The organism is Candidatus Magnetaquiglobus sp., from assembly GCF_058402785.1.
Genome location: NZ_JBZVFG010000005.1, coordinates 60,872 through 79,366, shown reverse-complemented (window position 1 = coordinate 79,366; position 18,495 = coordinate 60,872). Strand labels below are relative to the sequence as shown.

15 protein-coding genes are annotated in these 18,495 nt (G+C 63.0%); 2 read left to right on the top strand and 13 right to left on the bottom strand.

All coding sequences use genetic code 11. The annotated features are described in order from the left end of the window. Positions 1–16: 16 nt before the first annotated feature. The 4 genes from ACV4UY_RS03145 to ACV4UY_RS03130 form a co-directional block, all read right to left on the bottom strand. Positions 17–823 (bottom strand): undecaprenyl-diphosphate phosphatase, encoded by an 807-nt coding sequence (locus ACV4UY_RS03145; protein WP_491606199.1) that lies wholly within the window; start codon positions 821–823, stop codon positions 17–19. A 6-nt stretch (positions 824–829) separates the two neighbouring features. Further along, the gene (locus ACV4UY_RS03140; protein ID WP_491606238.1) at positions 830–2,074 is read right to left on the bottom strand and encodes a multifunctional CCA addition/repair protein; all 1,245 of its coding nucleotides are present in this window, start codon (positions 2,072–2,074) and stop codon (positions 830–832) included. Between the two features lie 47 nt (positions 2,075–2,121). After that, positions 2,122–3,345 (bottom strand): RtcB family protein, encoded by a 1,224-nt coding sequence (locus ACV4UY_RS03135; protein WP_491606198.1) that lies wholly within the window; start codon positions 3,343–3,345, stop codon positions 2,122–2,124. Between the two features lie 109 nt (positions 3,346–3,454). Then, positions 3,455–3,811, bottom strand: coding sequence for a hypothetical protein (locus tag ACV4UY_RS03130; protein WP_491606197.1), 357 nt, complete (start codon positions 3,809–3,811; stop codon positions 3,455–3,457). 633 nt (positions 3,812–4,444) lie between these two features. Between ACV4UY_RS03130 and cysZ the strand changes: the two genes are divergently transcribed. Beyond that, a complete protein-coding gene (gene cysZ, locus ACV4UY_RS03125) occupies positions 4,445–5,185 on the top strand; it encodes a sulfate transporter CysZ (RefSeq protein WP_491606196.1) in 741 nt (246 codons plus the stop codon). A 161-nt stretch (positions 5,186–5,346) separates the two neighbouring features. Further along, positions 5,347–5,634, top strand: coding sequence for a hypothetical protein (locus ACV4UY_RS03120; RefSeq protein WP_491606195.1), 288 nt, complete (start codon positions 5,347–5,349; stop codon positions 5,632–5,634). Here the strand turns inward: ACV4UY_RS03120 and ACV4UY_RS03115 are convergent. The 9 genes from ACV4UY_RS03115 to ACV4UY_RS03075 form a co-directional block, all read right to left on the bottom strand. Next, positions 5,570–7,039: a M16 family metallopeptidase gene (locus tag ACV4UY_RS03115; protein ID WP_491606194.1), complete on the bottom strand. Its 1,470-nt coding sequence runs from the start codon at positions 7,037–7,039 to the stop codon at positions 5,570–5,572. The genes ACV4UY_RS03120 and ACV4UY_RS03115 overlap by 65 nt on opposite strands. Further along, positions 7,036–8,454: a M16 family metallopeptidase gene (locus ACV4UY_RS03110; protein ID WP_491606193.1), complete on the bottom strand. Its 1,419-nt coding sequence runs from the start codon at positions 8,452–8,454 to the stop codon at positions 7,036–7,038. Before ACV4UY_RS03110 ends, ACV4UY_RS03115 begins: the two co-directional genes overlap by 4 nt. Further along, positions 8,451–8,819 carry a hypothetical protein gene (locus ACV4UY_RS03105; protein WP_491606192.1) on the bottom strand — a complete coding sequence of 123 codons (369 nt, stop codon included), beginning with the start codon at positions 8,817–8,819 and terminating at the stop codon, positions 8,451–8,453. Before ACV4UY_RS03105 ends, ACV4UY_RS03110 begins: the two co-directional genes overlap by 4 nt. Positions 8,820–8,827: 8 nt before the next feature. Continuing rightward, a complete protein-coding gene (lspA, locus tag ACV4UY_RS03100) occupies positions 8,828–9,328 on the bottom strand; it encodes a signal peptidase II (RefSeq protein WP_491606191.1) in 501 nt (166 codons plus the stop codon). A 255-nt stretch (positions 9,329–9,583) separates the two neighbouring features. After that, entirely contained in the window at positions 9,584–12,334 is a 2,751-nt protein-coding gene (locus ACV4UY_RS03095; RefSeq protein WP_491606190.1) for a methyl-accepting chemotaxis protein, read from the bottom strand. A 678-nt stretch (positions 12,335–13,012) separates the two neighbouring features. Beyond that, positions 13,013–16,516: a DNA polymerase III subunit alpha gene (gene dnaE / locus ACV4UY_RS03090; protein WP_491606189.1), complete on the bottom strand. Its 3,504-nt coding sequence runs from the start codon at positions 16,514–16,516 to the stop codon at positions 13,013–13,015. A 53-nt stretch (positions 16,517–16,569) separates the two neighbouring features. Then, a complete protein-coding gene (locus ACV4UY_RS03085; protein ID WP_491606188.1) occupies positions 16,570–17,397 on the bottom strand; it encodes a tetratricopeptide repeat protein in 828 nt (275 codons plus the stop codon). A gap of 108 nt (positions 17,398–17,505) precedes the next feature. Beyond that, positions 17,506–17,982, bottom strand: coding sequence for a cereblon family protein (locus ACV4UY_RS03080; protein WP_491606187.1), 477 nt, complete (start codon positions 17,980–17,982; stop codon positions 17,506–17,508). Next, on the bottom strand, positions 17,979–18,495 hold a 517-nt coding region (locus ACV4UY_RS03075; RefSeq protein WP_491606186.1), incomplete at its 5' end, for a BatD family protein. The genes ACV4UY_RS03075 and ACV4UY_RS03080, both read right to left, overlap by 4 nt.

The following is an 18,495-nucleotide window of genomic DNA, read 5'->3' as shown; positions in this document are numbered from 1 at the left end:
TTTTGAAGGGAGTGGATCACAAGATGACCAGAAAGATCACCAGACCGAGCACGATCCGATAGATGGCGAACGGCACCAGGCTCTGGTGACGCAGCCAGGCCATCAGCCAATGGATCACCGCGAACGCCGAGATCCCGGAGACCATCAGTCCCATGCCCATGAACAGCCATTCGGAGAGGGTCGGGGACAGGCTGAGCAGATCCCGGAACTCCAGGATCGCCGCCAGGACCCCCACCGGGATGGCCATCAGAAACGAGAAACGGGCTGCCGACTCGCGGGTGAAGCCCATGAAGAGTGCCGCAGTCATGGTGACCCCGGATCGCGAGGTGCCCGGAATCAGGGCGAACATCTGCGCCACGCCGATCAGCACCGCATCTCTCCAGGTCAACGACTCGATCCCCCTCAACCGGCGACCACGCCGATCCGCCACCCACAGCAGGACGCCGAAGAAGAGCGTCGTGGTGCCGATCACCGTCGGATCGCGCGCCAGGGTTTCGATGTGGTGCTTGAAGGTCAACCCGGCCAGACCGATCGGGATCGTCGCCCAACCCACCGCCCAGGCCAGCAGGCCATCCGGATTGTCGGTGAATCCACCCGGTCGCAAGGTATGCGCGAACCCCACGGTCAAACGCACCACATCGCGCCAGAAATAGGCCAACACCGCCACCAGGCTGCCGGTGTTGGCGGCGATGTCGAACATCAACCCCTGATCCTCCCATCCCAGCAGTTTGGGCACCAGGATCAGATGGGCCGAGGAGCTGATCGGCAGGAACTCGGTGAGTCCCTGCACGATCCCGAGAATGATTGAATGAAACAGTTCCATGTGTTTTCACGCGTCATGTGTGGATTGTTCGTGTCGCGCCTGGATGAGGATCCGTTTGACCGCGCGGATCCGTTCCTGACGCAACGCCTCGCCGAGCTGTTTGCCCTGTTTTCCGTTCGCCGCCAGAACTCCGGCATCGATCCCCTGGCAGGCCCGCGACGCGGCTCGCAGCAGTTCGCCGGCGGGATGGTGGCCCAGGGTTGGACTCTCGCGGGAGTCCGCGGCACAGGCGAGTAGCACCTTGTCGAGCTGTTCGGGACGGCGCAAGGCATCCAGCCGTTCCAACAGATCGACCACCTTGCCGGGTCGCATCTCGGCAACCCGATGGCAGCGCATGTGTTCCCCCGCCACCAGCCGCGCCAGGGCGCCGAACGCCTTGGGGATGCGCAGGCGCGTCCGCAGACCTTCCACCACCGTCACGCCGCGTTTTTCATGGGCGATGTGGCGCGGCAGTTCCGCCTCGGGCGTCAACCCCTTGCCCAGATCGTGACAGAGCGCGGCAAAGCGGATCGTCGCATCCGAAGTCAGGCGCGTGGCCCGTGCCAGCACCCACAAGGTGTGTTCGAAGGCATCTCCTTCGGGATGATGCTCCTGGGAGTGGCTTTTACCCTTGAGCGCGGCCAACTCGGGAAACAGTTCCGCCAGCGCGCCACTTGCATCCAGAACCTGGAAATAGGCCACCGGCGCGTCGCTGGACAGGGCCTTTTCGGTTTCGCGCCAGATCCGTTCGGCGCTCAAGGCATGCAGCTCCCCGGAGGCGACCAGATCGGACATCATCGCCAGGGTATCCGGTTGGATGCCAAAGCCGAAACGGTCCAGGGTGGCCCGAAAGCGCGCCACCCGCAACACCCGCAGGGGATCCTCGCCAAAGGCCGCCGAAACATGCCGCAAACGCCGTGCCTTGAGATCCGCGAGCCCGCCATGCGGATCGATCAGGCGACCCGCGTCATCGAGCGCCATGGCGTTGATGGTCAGATCCCGACGCGCCAGATCCGCCTCCAGGGTGATTTCCGGCGTGAAATCGACCGCGAATCCGGTATGCCCGCGTCCGGCCTTGCGTTCGGTGCGGGCCAGGGCATGCTCTTCGCCGCTCAGCGGATGCAAGAAGACCGGAAACGATTGGCCCACCTGTCGGAATCCACGCGCACGCATCATCTCGGGGGTCGCGCCGACCACCACCCAGTCGCGCTCCTTGAACGGCACCCCCAGCAGACCATCCCGCACGCAGCCGCCGACCCGATAGCGCATCAGTCCCAGAGCGGGATCCCCCTGATAAGCGGATGTGCCGGAGTTGCCCATCACCCTTTGACGCAGACGGCGGGCAGAAGTTCATGCACCGCCTCGGCCAGATCCTCCTGATGGCGCATCACCGCGTCGATCGCCTTGTAGGCGCCGGGAATTTCGTCCAGCACCGAACGGTCTTTCGGACAGGCGATCCCCTGGGTTTGTTGGGCCAGATCCGCCACCGTGAAGCGGCGCATCGCCTCGTTGCGTCCCATGCGTCGTCCCGCGCCGTGGGCCGAGGAGTGGAACGCGACCTCGTTGCCCTTGCCGCGCACGATGTACGAGGGGGTGCCCATCGAGCCCGGCAGGATGCCCATGTCGCCACGGCGCGCCCGGATCGCCCCCTTGCGGGTGATCCACACCTCGGTGCCGAAATGGCGTTCCTTGACTACATAGTTGTGGTGACAGTCGATCGGGGGTTCGACCATCCGGATCGGACGGTTGAGCGCTTCTCCCAGAGACTCGATCACCGCCCCGAGCATGAAGGCGCGATTGGCCTTGGCGAATCCCTGGGCCCATTCCGCAGCGCGCACATAGTCGGCAAAATCGGTGGAGCCCTCCTTGAAGAAGGCCAGATCCGGATCGGGCAGGGTTTTGAGTTCGTGGCCGGCGGTATCCTTGGCGCGCTGGATGAAGTAGGTGCCGATGCGGTTGCCGATGCCGCGCGAACCGGAGTGGATCAGGATCCAGACCCGGTTTTGCGAATCGGTGCGCAGTTCCACGAAGTGGTTGCCGGTGCCGAGCGTTCCCAGATGACGGACCGTGTTGGTGCGGGAGGTGAGCAGCTTGGGATGGCGTGCCAGGAGGTCGCCCAGTTGGCGCTGGATGGCGCCGTGCGTCCACCAGGTTTCGATCGTTTCGGGCACCCGGGACCAGGCGCCGCGATCGTTCGGGCCGCCATCATCGGTGCGACCGTGGGGAATGGCTTTTTCAATGGCCGCGCGCAGCCGTTCGCCGTTGTCGCCCAGTGCCGCCGGGGTGAGATCGAGGGGGACCGCGCACATGCCGCAACCAATGTCCACTCCCACTGCCGCGGGGATCAATGCCCCCACGGTCGGGATCACCGAACCGATGGTGGCCCCCATGCCGGCATGCACATCCGGCATGGCCGCCACATGATGGAACACAAAGGGCAGATTGGCGACATTGGCCAGTTGACGGCGCGACAGATCATCCACCTCGTCGGTGAAGATCTTCACCGGGACGCGCCCGCGCTCCATGCTCTCCCTGACCGGCATGTCACACCTCTTGGCAACCACGCATGGTTCCAGACCCGGCGACCGGGTGGACCACGGTTGTTCATGAACGAGAGATCTTTGTCCGACGACCCAGCGTTCGCGAGCGGGATCAACCCTTCTTGAACAACGCTTCCGCCGCCGCCCATGCCGCGCTGTTGTTGGCTTGTCCGCGGGTGGTGGTCGTGTTGGACTGGGTACGATTTCTGCTGTTGTCGTGGGAACTGCCGCCGCCATTGGCGCCGCGACCGGAAGAGGAACGTCCGTTTTCGTTGCGTGGCAACGCTCCCTTGGGCATGAAATCCTCGCAGAAGTTGTTTTTCTCCTTGTCCACCACCCGTTCGGCCACGGTTTCCCGGCACTCGTTGTAGCTTCCCGGATCGTGGAAACGACAGTTCAGGCAGACCCGTGCATCCTTTGAACAACTGGGACAGACATCCGAACGGCCAAAGCCGTTGGCCGGCAGCATGGACCCGCAACTCCAACAGTGCGACGCTTTTCCAACCGTCATGTAAGGCATCTCCCGAATTGGAACATCTCCATTGCAGAGACAAGCAAACCCCAAAAAATCGGTACGACAGGCGTCGATTTTTTGTCGATTTTTGTCTCACCACCATCGGTCCAGCAAGGAATAGACCGATTTACCAAACTTTGAACCATTAAACAAACTTTACCATAGGAACTCCCGAAGGGAGGTCCTATGGTAAGGGGGGTGAGGGGGTTCTCCCCCCATCATGCAAGTTACCATGGAACTCCCGAAGGGAGGTCCTATGGTAAGGGGGGTGAGGGGGGCTCCCCCCATCATGCAAGTTACCATGGAACTCCCGAAGGGAGGTCCTATGGTAAGGGGGGTGAGGGGGGCTCCCCCCATCATGCAAGTTACCATGGAACTTCCGAAACGGAATTCCATGGTCGAGGGGGCTTCCCCCATCTTGTCGGGTTGACCGGTCATTCTCTTCCGGAGATTCGCCGGCGGAAGGGCGGGCAACCAGGCCGATCATCGGAACGATTGTAAGTCGGGTTGGTTTCAAGTATATTAACGGAAATCAAAAAAGGGTCGCCCGCTTCACATCCCGTGCCGCTTACAAGGAGCTTCATCACCATGAAACCACCCGCATTCATCCGGGGGATCGGTTATCTTCTGACCGGATTGCAACTTCTGACCACGCCGACTCTGCGCCGTTTCGTGTTGGCGCCGCTGCTGGTCAGCACCCTGCTGTTCGTCTCGGGCAGCTGGTTTGCCCTGGGTCACATCCTGGCCTGGTCCGCCTGGTTGAACGCTTTTCTGCCGAGCTGGTTGCAGTGGATGGAGTGGATCCTGGTGCCTTTGCTGTTCGGTTCGGTCGGCATTCTTTTCTTCACCAGCCTGGGCATCGTCGCCAACCTCATCGGTGCCCCGTTCAATGCCCTTTTGGCCCAGCAGGTCGAAATCCACCTGGCCGGCACCTTCGATACCGCTCACCACCCGCAACCCCAGGGATTGTGGCAGAGCGTCTTTCCCACCGTGCACAGCGAAATCCAGAAGATCCTCTACTACATCATTCGGGCGATTCCTCTGCTGCTGCTTTTCGTGCTGCCGGTGGTCAACGTGGCGGCGCCGTTCATCTGGATGTTCTTCACCAGCTGGATGAACGCCTTCCAGTATGCCGATTTTCCCATGGGCAATCATCAGCTCAACGACAAGCAGATCCTGGCCAGGCTGCGCGAGGAGCGGTTGCTCTCCCTGGGCTTCGGCGCCGCGACCCTGCTTCTGACCCTGGTGCCGGTCGTGAACGTGCTTGCCATGCCTGCCGCCGTGGCCGGGGCCACGGCCATGTGGGTCAAGGAGTGGCGCGGCAAGTGATTTATGCGTGGCCGTCCCGCGTTCGGGGGAGGCTGAGAAAATCTGGCACGTTTTTCCCTTACGCGGGTTGAACAAGAGCCGGATGTGATCCTGTTTGACACATTCCGGCTTGTCCGTTCACCCGTCAAGGCTCGTGGAACGAAACCAGGAAAGCATCAACCATGAAGAACCTACTGATCAAGACCAACTCACCCTTCAAGCCGGGACTCATGGAGTGCCCGGTGTGCGGCAACCACCCCATGCACATCTACCGTTGCGCCAAGTGTGGCGAGGTGCGTTGCGGCAGCGATCAGTGCATCGGCAGCATGGGTACCCAGTACAAACGCTGGGCGCGCAGCGGCACGATCTGCCGCAACTGCGGCGAGGCGACCTATCGTCTGCTGGTCAGCGACTCGGAGGAGATGCTCCAGTTCCTGGCCGAGTATCGCCGTCCGGGACGGCCACGTTAGGCTTGTCATCCGGGGCGGTCTCTTTCGTCTGGCCATCCGGGGCGGTCTCTTTCGTCTGGCCGTCCGGGACGGCCTTGACCGTCTTGCCCACGGTGACGGTCTGGAGCCGGTCGAGATTCAGGATTCTTCGGGCTACGCGCTGGACATCCGCCTGGGTGACGGCGCGGATTTTGTCCGGCCAGGTGTCCAGGTAATCCAATCCGCGTCGGTAGAAGCCGATGCGACACCAGGTTTCGGCCAGCTTGTCCAGGCCATCCAGATGGAGCGGGAAGGAGCCGGTCAGATAGCGTTGCACGTCGCGCAGCTCCTCTGTCGTGATCGTCTCATCCATCATGCGCTTGAGTTCGGCGCGGATCAGGGCGATCGCCTCCCGAGCCGATTCGGTCTTGGTTTCGGTGCTGATCGTGAATGGTCCGCGCCCGGCCAGGGGCGAAAATCCGGAGAAGATCCCATAGGCCAGGCCGCGCTCCTCCCGTACCACCTGGTTGAGCCGACTGGTCAATCCGCCACCGCCCAACATCTGATTCATCACCGTCAGGGCGTGGAAATCGGCATCCTCGCGATCGATGGCCACCACCCCCATGCGCACCGTGGTCTGGGGCTGATCCATTTCGATGTGGGTCTCCGCCCCTTTTTCAACCGGTTTGGCCTTGGGAGGGGGGGCGAAAGGGCCTGGTTCGCGGGTGAGTTTTCCCAGGTGCTGGTTCAGATGCGCCTCGAGGCGTTCGCGGGTGATGTCGCCGGCCACGGCCATCACCATCCCCGGCGCGCGGAAGGTGGCGGCGTGATGTCGGCGGATGTCGGCCAGTTCGATTCGTTTGACGCTCTCCAGCGTCCCCTTGGTGGGACGGGCATACGGGTGGGCGCCGTAGACCATGGGGGTGAGCGCACGCGAGGCGCGATAGGCGGGATCCTCCTCGCTCTTGATCAGCTCGGCGCTCCGTTCACGCAAGGCGCGTTCGAAATCGGCCCGGTCGAATCGGGGACGCAACAGCGCATCCCCCAGACGGGCGAAGGCCTCGTCGAGATGTTCGCTCAGACTGGTCAGATGGACTTCGATGGTGTCGGAACCCACATCCGCGGCCATGGAGATGCCGTAGTAGTGCAACCGCTCCTGAAAGACGCTCGAATCGAGTTCGCCGCCCCCCTCGTTGAACATCCAGGCGGTGAGCGACGCCAACCCCTCGCGTCCTTCCGGGTCGTGGACCGACCCGCCGCGCGCCAGAATACGCACCTCGGCCATCGGATTGACGTGATTTTCGATGAGAATCACCTGCAAGCCGCTCTCCGCGACCCAGGTTTGGATCTTTTCCCGTTCCCGCGCCGGGGCGGCTTCGCCCACGGTCATCCATCCGAGCCAGAGAAGGACGATCCAGAGCCACGGGTGAAATCGACGCGCGTTCATGGCGTGAGGATCCCCACGGTGAGCCGTTCCGGCTGGAGATGGCGCGTGGCCACCCGTTGCAGATCGGCGCTGGTGACGGCGCGTACCCGTGCCGGGTAGTCATCGAACATGGTGCGCCAATCCAGGCCGTTCAGGCTCATGCGTCCGATCACCCAGGCGATGTGGTCGATGGAATCCATGGTGAACACCCGCTCGGCGATCAGGCCGTTCTGGGCTTTTTCCAGCTCGCGGACCGGGACCGGCTCCTTTTGCAGCCGTTCCACCTCGGCGAACATGGCCTTTTCGATCTCCTTGAGATCCGCGCCGGCCTTGGGCATGGCCGAGAGCGAGAACTGCTCCCAACTCATGGCATGGCCGCCGTAGGAGGACGAAGCGGAGACCGCCAGGGCCTCTTCGCGGATCAGACGGTTGTGCAGACGGCTGGTGCCTCCGCCGCCGAGCACGGCGGCCAGGATGTCGAGGGCCATGGCGTCGTTGGAGTCCCGTGTCATGGCAAGGGAGGGGACGGTGTAGGCGGCCATCCAGACCGGCAGCCTGGCCGCCTTGTCGATCACCTCCAGCCGGGCCGGCGTCTCCCGACGCGGCGGATCCGGCAGGCGCGGTTTGGGGATCTCCGGTTGCGCTGGCAGGGGGGTGAAATGTTTTTTCACCAGGTTTTCCGTGGCTTCGGGATCCACGTCGCCCACCACCACCAGGGTGGCGTTGTTGGGGGCGTAGTAGATCTGATACCAGGCCGAAAGATCCGCCAGCGTCAACCCCTCGATCTCCTGCATCGCGCCGATCACCGGACGACCATAGGGATGGTCGCCGAACACCAGCGCTCGATAGCGTTCCAGCATGCGTTGATTCGGATCCGCATCGGTGCGCATGCGTCGCTCCTCGCGCACCACCAGGTTTTCGGACTTGAACTCCTTTTCGGAGAGCTTCAGGCCGCGCATCCGGTCCGCTTCGAGTCTGAGCGCCAGCTCGAGCCGATCCGAGGCGAGTTTCACGTAATACATGGTGTAATCGGTGGTGGTCGAGGCATTGTCCTCGCCCCCCTCGCGGGCGATGATCCGGCTGAACTGTTCGGGTGGAACGCTTTCGGTCCCCTGGAACATCATGTGTTCGAGCATGTGGGAGAGCCCGGTTTTGCCCGGCTTTTCGTCCGCCGATCCGACCCGATACCACACCTGCACGATCACCACCGGGGCCTTGGTCTCCCGCACCACGATCCCTTTCAGACCGTTGTCCAGGGTGAATTCACGCGAGTCGAGCGCCGAGGCGCGAAGCGGGGCCAGAACGGCGAGAATCCCCAGGAGCAGTCCGACCGCGCGGATCCGTGCGGGCAGGAGAGATTCGAACCGGGCTCGCCTGTCGTTTTTTGTGCCGTGCGGGCAGGACATGCGATCCGGCGAATCGGGCGCGCCAGTCACTTCTTGCTCCGTGTGGCCCCATCGCCGAGCCAGCCGGGCAGACGCTCCTGCTCGTCGCGTCCCAGGGGCTTGGCTTCGCGCGCGGGTTCCTGGCCTTTGAAGAGGATCGACCGGGCCGAAGCCGGCGCGGAGTCATCCCTGCCGGCGCGGCGGTCGCCGACTCTTCCGGCGGGTTCCTCGGGGGGGTCGTTGGTGGGCAGGGTGTCGAGATCCGGTGGGATTTCCAGCGGTTCGCGGGTGGCGATGCGGCTGGGATCGAGCATGTTCTGCTCCCATGGCATGGTGAAGTTGCTCGAACAGCCGGAGAGCAGCATCAAAAGCGCCGCCAGTGCGACGGATGGAAAAGACCGAGAGCTGTCGTTCATCGTTTTCCTCACGGATCGGAAGGGTCCGGCGCCAGCCAATGGTCGAGGAGCAAAAGCCCCACGCCCACCGTGATGGCGCAGTCAGCCAGATTGAAGACCGGAAAAGAGAGATCATGCCAGTGGACATAAAAAAAGTCCACCACCCATCCGAAGCGCACCCGGTCCACCAGATTGCCGAGCGCGCCGCCCAGCAGAATGCCCAATCCGAACACCAGCATGCCGCTGCGGGCCGATTTGAGCATCCAGAGAATCACGAGCGCCGCCACGCTCGCCACGCCGACCAGAAAGATCACCCGGTAGGAGGCCGGCAGGTTGGTGAAGAGTCCGAAGGCCGCGCCAACATTGTGCACCAGCAGCAGATCGAAGAAGCCTGGTATCAGGACGATGCTCGTATCCAGCAGTTCTCGTGAGGCGATCGCCTTGGTCCACTGATCCAGGATGAACACCACGACAGCCAGCACCAGGCCCCAGAGAATCGGTCGGCCCACCCCGGAGGAGTCCATGGTCATGGGGCGACACGCATGGAAAAGGGCGCGACCGAAAGGCGCACGGGGATTTTGAAATCCATGTCCTTGAGACTCCTTGAGAATCCTGACACGACCGGAATGGGGGTCCGCCATGGGGGGGTGGTCGGGTACAGGCGGGCACGCCTTAGCGTTGCAAGCGCGGAAGTTTAACACAAACCACGTTGCCCGCAAGAGTCTTCTCGTCGGCGCCATGACATCCGACCGGTTGGGTGGCGGATATCCCGGACGCGTCGGGGGTCATGCTTCGTTCTTTTTTCCGGCGGTCTCCAGGTAGAGTCCGTCGAGCAGGGCGAACAACTCCCGCCGCAGTTCGTTGAACCGATCCATGGAGGCGACCGCCTCCTGGTCCCGTTTTTCGTTGACCAGTCGCACGGTTTCGCGGGCCGCCTCATGCACTGCCATGTGCACCTTGCCGAGCATCTGAAAGGTCTCGCGCCTGCCATGCCGGGCGGCGCCGTCCGTGTCGTACCACTTGCCGAAGTCGCATTCGTGACCGCTGGCGACTTCGCTCGCCTGCATCAGGGTGCGACCGCGGATGACGTTTTCGAGCTTGCCGAGCCACTTGAGATGGGCGCGCTTGATCGATTCGCTGTCGAAGGGTTTGTCGCCGAGCTGAATCAGACTGGTGGCCGCGGTCAGATCCCCGGTCGAGTTGTGGATCACATCCACCAGCACCGAAGTGTGGTGCGCGGTCCCCTCGATGTATCCCATGCGCTCCACGGTTTCGCTTACCTTGGCGGAGTTGTTTTCGAGGGTGAGCAGGGAGGCATCCGCGGCTTCCAGCGTCGAGCCGGAGAGGGTCTGCACCTCGTGGCTGTTCCGGGTCAACTCCTCGGCGGCACGGGCTGCCTCGGTGGCGGCATGGGCGATGTTCTCTGCGCTTGTGGCCGAATCCTCGGCGGAACGGGCCACCTCGGTAGCGGCGGCGGCCAATTCCTGGGCGTTGCGGGTCACATCGTCGGCGGCGGTCGAGACCGCGCCCATGGATCGGGAGATCTCCATCGTCATGCCCGCCTGTTCGCCCACCGCCTGGGTGATCTCGTCGTTGGTGACCACCAGGGTCTCCACCATGGTGGCGATGCGACGCACCGACTCCGCGGCCTGGTTGGAGAGATCCTGGATCTCCTGCACCCGGTTGGCGATGGCCAGGGTGGCTTCGCCGGTCTGTCGGGCCAGATCCTTCACCTCGTTGGCCACCACCGCGAATCCCTTGCCGGCCTGCCCCGCGCCGGCGGCCTCGATGGCGGCGTTCAGGGCGAGCATGTTGGTCTGTTCGGCGATGCTGTTGATGATCGTGGTGACGTTGCTGATTTCGCGGGCCGATTCGGCCAGCTTCTCCACCACGGCCAACCCTTCGTCGGCGAGTTTGTCGGCCTGGCTGGATTCGCGGCTGGCCGCCTCGCAGCGCTGCCGCACGGCGTTGATGGAGACGCTCATCCGGTCCACGGAGTTGGCCACGGTGTTCACCGACTGGTTCACCTGAATCAGGCTTTCGTTCACCCCGGAGAGGTTGGCGGTCATCTCCTCGGAGGCGGCGGCGATGGTGCTGGCGGTGGAGGATGCCTGTCGAGAGGCTTGCGCCATGCCGTTGATGGCATGCGAAAGTTGGGTGATGGCCGCGGCGACCGTGTTGATGCGCGCGTCGGTGTTGAGCGCGTTTTCGCGGATCATGCCGACGTTTTCCGCCATGTGCGCGTTGGCCTTGGCCACCGAATGCACCAGGCGTCCACCGTCACCGGCGTCGGTGTCGAGCATTTTCTTGGATTCCAGCAGTTCCGTGACGCAGGCTTTCAGGGTATCGCTCTGCAAGTGGATCTGGTGGACGATTTGGCGGATGTTTTCCACCATGCGCGCCGCCGAGCCGTAGATGCCGGTTTTTTCCGCGTGTCCGCCGTTGAAGGAGACGGTCAGATCCCCGGTGGCCACCCGTTCCATGATGTGCATCACCTCGGAGGGTTCGCCACCGACCAGATTCAGGATGTCGCGGGCGAAATGAAACCCGAGCGTGGCCGTCAGGAGGAGCAGGAGGGTCACGAGCAGAACATCGGTGATCAGTCCCCGCATGGCGAGGGATTGCATCGCTTCCGAACGCTGATCCAGATCGGCGGAGAGACGGTCCTCCACCTCCTTCATCTGGTTGATTTTCTCGGTGATCACCGTGAACCAGGCTCCGGCATCCACCCCGAATTGACCGGCGCCGGCCTTTTCGAAAGCGATCTGGCGGAATTTCTCCACCTCCCCGATGGTTTGGGTCGTGACCTTCTCTTTGTGGAAGGCAATCTGCTCGGGCTCGGCCAGGGCGTTGAAACCGTTGAGAAAGGTCTCCTGCTCGCCGACCAGGCGACCGAACTGGCGCAGCATGCCCGGCCCGAAGGCGTTCTGGTTGAAGGTGTTGGTGAGGGTGGCCCGTTCCAGGCCCATGCGCTCCTTGGCGTTCAGAAAGTTCACATAGGCGCGGGTGATCGAACTGAGCTGGGGATCCGTCGCGAATCTGGTGACCGCTTCGATGTTGCCGAGCAGGGAGGTGATGGTCGAGGTGTAGGAACCGAGCGCCTCGGGAGCGGCGATGGAGAGGTTGGTGACCTGTTTGCGCGTGGCCTCGAGCGCCTGGAGTTTTTGCAGCGATTGATCGAGATTTTTGGAAAAATCCCCGGTCACCCGTTTCGAGTCGAACTGGCGGATAAAAGTTTTGAGGGTTTCCAGCGCCGGGTCGGTCTCCCTGGCGCGTTGGGTCGGCAGTTCGGTCTTGAATTTTTCCCCCTTGCTGCCCAGAAAGCCTGCGGTCATGCCGCGTTCCTTCTGGAGTTCATGCACCGTGGTGCTGATTTTGACCGCCAGTCGCATCAGTTGATTCATGGCGCGCATCTGCTGATAGTTTTCCAGCTTGTCCACAATCAGGATTCCGCCGAATCCCAGGATGCCGACAAGTGGAATCAGCAGCATGATCATGAATTTGGTGCGCAGTTTGATCTCATGGAGCCATGACATGGCCGATTTCCTTGGTAAACGTGCATGCTGGGAGCAGAGATCCCTCACCCTCCCGACCGTGGCCTTCCTGACGGGAGTTCCACGGTCAAGGAAAATGGCAAGGGTGCATCATCTTTTTCAGAGGCGGTTTGGCAAAGGCCAAACCGTCGACGCGGGCCATTCAGGGCCCGCCAAATTGCGCGGTCATTTGAAAAGCACGAATCGATTTTTTCGATTCGTGCCGGTTTGGTGATGCCATGCATGGAATCACCAAACAGCCTCTTAAACCGAACTCATCACGGAATGCATAGTTCAGTCATCAAGGGTCCAGGGGGATTATCCCCCTGGTGGGATCCAAGGGCAAAGCCCCTGGGACGTTGTTTTTGACTTGAGCGCGCTCTTCTCAAAGAAGCATTTTTCGCCTCTTTTGCGAAAAATGCGCCGCGCGCAGCCTTCGCGAGCTTCGTTTCCGCTTTAATTACTGTGGAACTCCCGTAAGGGAGGTCCACGGTTGGGGGTGAGGGGATTCTCCCCCCATCCTGCAGGTTTGGAAACGAAGCTCGTATTTTGCACCATGGCCTTGCGAGAAACCACGCATCCCGTGATGGGTGCGGTTCAGAGCACGGCATCCAACTCGCGGTAATTTAATGGAAGGATGCTCGGAATTCAACGGATCATCGCCACGTAAAACCTCCATTTTTAAAAGGAGTCCGTGCGTCGGGCATGCACCCGTTCGTGGCCGAACAGTTTGCGGACCCCTTCGAGCAGGTTGGCGTCGGGCGTGATCTTGAAGTTTTCGCCAAGAACGAATGTTCCGATGCAATCCTCCAGGCGCAGGGCGACAAGGATTCGGCAGGTGGTTCCCGGATGGCGCGACACCCACTCGTGGAGCCGCTCGATGGCGCTCTCCGTGAGGGTTGGGGCATCGACCTCGATGAGGATCTCCCGACACCAGTCCCGGCGCAGGGTGTTGAGATCCACGATCCGCTCGGCGGTGATTTTTGGCTCTTCGTCGCCCAGTTCCAGGTTTCCCTCGACGACCAGCAGACCCTCCCCCTCGAGCAACTCGCGTGCCTCCTGGTGGACATCGGAGAAGACCACGACCTCGATCTGATCCTCCTGATCCTCCAGGGTGATGAAGGCCATGCGATCCCCTTTCTTGGTGCGGTGGATCTTTTTTTCCACGATCACCCCGGCCACCCGCGCCTTGGGGTTGGCGTCGAGGCGAAGTCGGGCCTTGTGTTTGACCCGTGCGATCGAATCGATGCCGTAGGCCTGCAACTCCTCGGCGTCGCGTTGCGCCGGATGACCGGTGATGTAGAAGCCGATCGCCTCCTTTTCGAAGGCGAGTTGCTCCTCGAAGCCCCACTCCGGGGTCTCCGGCAGAGGTGGGGGCTCCTCATCGTCGCCGAAGAGGTCCATGAACCCCTTGCCGCGATCGGTTTTCTTTTTCAAGGCCAGGGCCAGGGTTTCGGGAAGGGCGGCCATGAGCGCCGCGCGATGGCCTCCGAGCCCGTCACAGGCCCCGGACTTGATCAGGTTCTCCATCACCCGGCGGTTGACCCCGGCCTCGGCGATGCGTTGACAGAGATCGTGCAGCGACTGGAACGGTCCACCGTCGGTCCGCGCCTTGACCAGCGCTTCCATGGCCCCCTCGCCGACGTTTTTGATTGCCGCCAGACCATAACGCACCGCGCCGTTTTCCACCGAAAAGATGGTCTGGGAGTGGTTCACGTCCGGAGCCAGGACCGCCACCTTCATGGCGCGGCACTCGCGGATGAAGGCGGCCAGTTTGTCGGTGTTGATGATGTCGCAGGTGAGGGTGGCGGCCATGAACTCGACCGGATGGTGCGCCTTGAGCCAGGCGGTCTGGTAGGAGATCAGGGCATAGGCCGCGGAGTGGGATTTGTTGAACCCGTAGCCGGCGAACTTCTCCATCAGATCGAAGATGTATTCGGCCCGTTCCTTGGGAACCTGGTTGGCCAGCGAGCCGCGCACGAAGATGTCGCGCTGGGAGAGCATCTCCGAGAGTTTCTTTTTGCCCATGGCGCGGCGCAACAGGTCCGCTCCGCCGAGGGTGTAGCCGGCCAGAACCTGGGCGATCTTCATCACCTGCTCCTGGTAGAGGATCACCCCGTAGGTCTCTTTGAGGATCGGTTCCAGTTGCGGCAGGGGATAGACCACCTCTACCCGGCCATGTTTGCAGTTGATGAAATCCTCCACCATGCCCGACCCCAACGGACCGGGTCGATAGAGGGCCACCAGGGCGATGATGTCCTCGAAGGTGTCGGGGGCCAGTTTTTTCAGGATATCCCGCATGCCCGAGGATTCGAGCTGGAATACCCCCCGTGTCTGCCCTCCCTGGAGAAGCCGGAAGGTTTCCGGATCGGTCATGTCGATGCCGGCGATGTCGATGGGGGGCAGGTTGTCGCGGGCGTGCTGGGCATTGACCAGTTTCACCACGTCGTCGATCACGGTCAGGGTCTTGAGCCCCAGAAAGTCGAACTTGACCAGCCCCACCTTCTCCACGTCCACCATGTTGAACTGGGTGACCGGCATGTCGGAGCGCGGATCCAGATAAAGCGGCACCATGTCGGTCAGGGGACCGTTGGCCATCACCACGCCGGCGGCGTGGGTGCCGGCGGAACGGGGCAGACCCTCCAGGGCCAGGGCCAGATCGATCAGTTCCTGGACTTCCGGCTCCTCCTGCAACAGCACCAGGAAACGATCCTCCTGCTCCATGGCCTCCTTCAGGGTGATGCCGAGGATGTTGGGGATCAGCTTGGCGATGCGATCCACCTGGCCGTAAGGGAGTTGCAGCACCCGACCCACATCGCGCAGGGCCATGCGTGCCTGGAGCGTGCCGAAGGTGATGATCTGGGCCACCCGGTCCGCGCCGTATTTGTGCTGCACGTAGTGGATCACCTTTTCGCGCTGATCCATGCAGAAGTCCACGTCGAAGTCGGGCATGGAGACCCGTTCCGGATTCAGGAAACGCTCGAAAAGGAGTTGATAGCGCAACGGATCGAGGTCGGTGATGTCGAGGGCCCAGGCTGCCACCGAACCGGCTCCGGAGCCGCGTCCCGGACCCACCGGGATATCGTGCTCCTTGGCCCAGCGGATGAAGTCGGAGACGATCAGGAAATAGCCGGGAAACCCCATCTGCACGATGACATCGAGTTCATAGTCGAGCCGTTCCCGGTAATGGCGGAAGGTCTCTTTCAACAGTTTGGGATCGGTGATCGGGGTGACGGACTGCTCCAGGCGTCGTTCGAGCCCCTTTTCGGCCTGGCTTTTGAGCCACGAGGCCAGATCCTGTCCCTCGGGAACCTGAAACTCCGGCAGCACGGTCTTGCCGAGTTGCAGCCGGAAGTTGCACCGCCTGGCGATCTGGACGGTGTTGGCCAGCGCTTCGGGCAGATCGGCAAACAGGGTGGCCATCTCCTCGGGGGGGGCGAAATGGTAGCGGTCGTTGATGCGCGGGCGTTTGTCGTCGAGCAGGGTGAACCCGGCGCCGATGCACATCAAGGCGTCGTGGGCGCGGTGATCGGAGGGGTCGAGGAAGTGGACATCGTTGGTGGCCACGAGGGGCAGGTCGATGGCCAGCGCCAGGCGGGCCGTCTCCTCGACCAGATACGCCTCGTCCGGATTTCCGTGGCGCTGCACCTCCAGATAGAATCCCGGTGCGCCGCTCTCCGAGTCGCCGAAGATCCTGGCCAGCTCCAGGGCGACCCCCTTGGCCTGTTCCCGTTGCCCGGCGGAAAGCAGTCGGCCCACCGCCCCCTTGGGGCCGGCGGAGAGGGCGATCAGACCATCGCGGTGCTGGCGCAGAAGGGCCAGGTCGAGGCGGGGTTTGTCGTGGCTCCCCTCGAGATGGCCCGCCGAGACCAGACGGGTGAGGCTTCGCCAGCCGGTGGCATCGCGGCAGAGCAGAATCAGTTGATCGCGGGTTTCCAGGTCCGGGCGTTGGTTTTTGTCGTGGCGATCCGGGACCAGGTACACCTGCGCGCCGATGATCGGTTTGATGCCGGCCTTGAGACAGGCCATGTAGAACTGCACGGTGGCGAACAGATTGCCCTGATCGGTCAGGGCCAGTGCCGGCATGTGCAGCGCCTTGGCGCGCGCCACCAGGGACTCCAGACGGACCGTGGAGGTCAGAAGCGAGTAGCACGAGTGGACATGCAGGTGGATGAAGGGGGCCATTCCGGTTCCGGGTCAGGGCGGACGGTTGCGGGTGGCGTGTGCGGGAGGGAGTTTCACGGGGTGGTCTTCTCCTTGACCGGCGCCGTGAGTTTCTCCATGGCCGGCGGTATCCAGCGATCGGCCAGCTCCTTGGCCTTGGCGATCTGGTCCGGGGTCATGGACTCCAAAAGGGGTGCCCGTTTCCTGACTGCGGTCGGATCCCCCTGGGTCACCGCCAGGTTCAACCACATGAGCGCCTGGACCGGATCCTTCGTCACGCCGTTGCCTGAGGCCAGCAGCATGCCGAGGGCGGTTTGCGCCTTGGGGAACTCCTGTTCCGCGGCTTTTTTCAACCAGACCAGCGCCTGTTCGTCGTCGCGCACCGGGGTGGACGGATCGGAGAGCAGCACTCCGAGCGCATGCTGGGCATCCGCCAGCCCCCCTTCCGCCCCTTTCTGCAACCATTTCACCGCTTCGCGGGCGCTCTCCGGATTGGTTTTGTCCTGACGGTAGAGGAGTCCCAGGGAGAGGTAGGCATCGGCAAAGTTTTTCCCGGCGGCCTGGAGATACCATTTCTTGGCTTCGTCCAGATCCTTCTTGACCCCCTTGCCGTCGCGATACATGTCGGCCAGATGGTATTGCGCCTCGGGATGGCCCTTGTCGGCGGCCATTCGATACCATTTGAGGGCCTCGGCGTAGTCGCGCGGCACTCCCAGGCCATCGCGATGGATCATGCCCAGGCTGTTCTGGGCCTCCACCGAGCCCTGTTTGGCGGCGCGCTGGGTCTCCTTGAGGGAGCCGACCGCTTCGTACTCTCCGGCCTGGACGGGGGAGAAGGGGGCGAGGACCACCAGGCCCGACACGAGGAGCCAGAACGGGATGAAGACGCGCGTCTTGGACATGCGACGGAATTCCTGGTGAACGGGGCCGGGACAAACTTTGTCAATCAAAAAATCATCTTTATCCAGCATGACGCATTTGCTCGGGAAAAGACAGGCCGAATGATCGATTCAGTCCGTTTTTCCCTCTTTCAGACGGTTCAACACCAGCCCGAAGAAGGTTGTCGCGCTATCATGGCGGAACCGCCAGCCAAGATGGATCCAGCAGCGCGAGCAGCCGGCCAGGCTCCAGCCGTGGTCCTTGAACCAGGTGAATTCGCGGGACTCGGGACCACGGGTGATGCAGCCGGGAGCGCGGGCGAAGCAACCGATGTGAAAGACCACCCCGTGCGGGTTGAACAGCGTGTGTTCGTGACCGGCGGCCACGCGGATGCGCCAGGCGTGGTTGGTGATGCGCATCCCGCAACGGGCGCAGAGCAGATGGCGGCGCGGGTCCAGGTCCAGGAGGTGGTCCCGTGTCGCGTCATCCGGCAGGCTGTCCTCTCCGCGCTGGTTCGGGGTGCGCAGCCACAGGCCGGACACGGGCCGCGAGGAACCGGGATCGGAACGGGCGTCGGGCAGGGAGCGCGGGTCGCCTGGGCCGTTCATGGCGGATACAACGGGGGCAGGGGATCGGGTTCGGCCCGATTCCGGGCCGAACGTGGCTGGTTGAGCGCGGCCCGGGTCGCGCGCCAAAGTGGTTCGCCGTGCCACGGGGTGGGGTCGGGACTGTAAAGGGCGGCTTGCAGCCGGGCGACCTCCTCGGCCAGGATCTTCGCGTGCGCCATGCCGGATTGCAACAGGGCGGCGTGGGCCGTCCTGGGATCGTTGGCCGCGCAGGCACGCTTGAGGGCGTCCAGGGCATCCGTCAGGGGATCGGAGGCGGATCGAGGGGGAGCGCACGCAGGAGCGTTCCGTCGGGTCGCTCTGGCACGATACCACCAGGCCCCGGCGGTTCCCAGCCAGCCGCAGCCCAGAACGAATGCCAGCCAGGGCCAGAAGGGGGCGGGCGTCGCCACCGTGGTCGCGGGGCTGGCCGGGCCGGACGCGGCGGGTGCCGGTTTCTCGCTGGCCGGGCCGGACGCGGCGGGTGCCGGTTTCTCGCTGGCCGGGCCGGACGCG

Coding starts and splice junctions, on each gene's coding strand:
- ACV4UY_RS03145 (WP_491606199.1), bottom strand. CDS start 823: ATGGAACTGTTTCATTCAATCATTCTCGGGATCGTGCAGGGACTCACC.
- ACV4UY_RS03135 (WP_491606198.1), bottom strand. CDS start 3,345: ATGCCGGTCAGGGAGAGCATGGAGCGCGGGCGCGTCCCGGTGAAGATC.
- ACV4UY_RS03130 (WP_491606197.1), bottom strand. CDS start 3,811: ATGCTGCCGGCCAACGGCTTTGGCCGTTCGGATGTCTGTCCCAGTTGT.
- cysZ (WP_491606196.1), top strand. CDS start 4,445: ATGAAACCACCCGCATTCATCCGGGGGATCGGTTATCTTCTGACCGGA.
- ACV4UY_RS03120 (WP_491606195.1), top strand. CDS start 5,347: ATGAAGAACCTACTGATCAAGACCAACTCACCCTTCAAGCCGGGACTC.
- ACV4UY_RS03115 (WP_491606194.1), bottom strand. CDS start 7,039: ATGAACGCGCGTCGATTTCACCCGTGGCTCTGGATCGTCCTTCTCTGG.
- ACV4UY_RS03105 (WP_491606192.1), bottom strand. CDS start 8,819: ATGAACGACAGCTCTCGGTCTTTTCCATCCGTCGCACTGGCGGCGCTT.
- lspA (WP_491606191.1), bottom strand. CDS start 9,328: ATGACCATGGACTCCTCCGGGGTGGGCCGACCGATTCTCTGGGGCCTG.
- ACV4UY_RS03095 (WP_491606190.1), bottom strand. CDS start 12,334: ATGTCATGGCTCCATGAGATCAAACTGCGCACCAAATTCATGATCATG.
- dnaE (WP_491606189.1), bottom strand. CDS start 16,516: ATGGCCCCCTTCATCCACCTGCATGTCCACTCGTGCTACTCGCTTCTG.
- ACV4UY_RS03085 (WP_491606188.1), bottom strand. CDS start 17,397: ATGTCCAAGACGCGCGTCTTCATCCCGTTCTGGCTCCTCGTGTCGGGC.
- ACV4UY_RS03080 (WP_491606187.1), bottom strand. CDS start 17,982: ATGAACGGCCCAGGCGACCCGCGCTCCCTGCCCGACGCCCGTTCCGAT.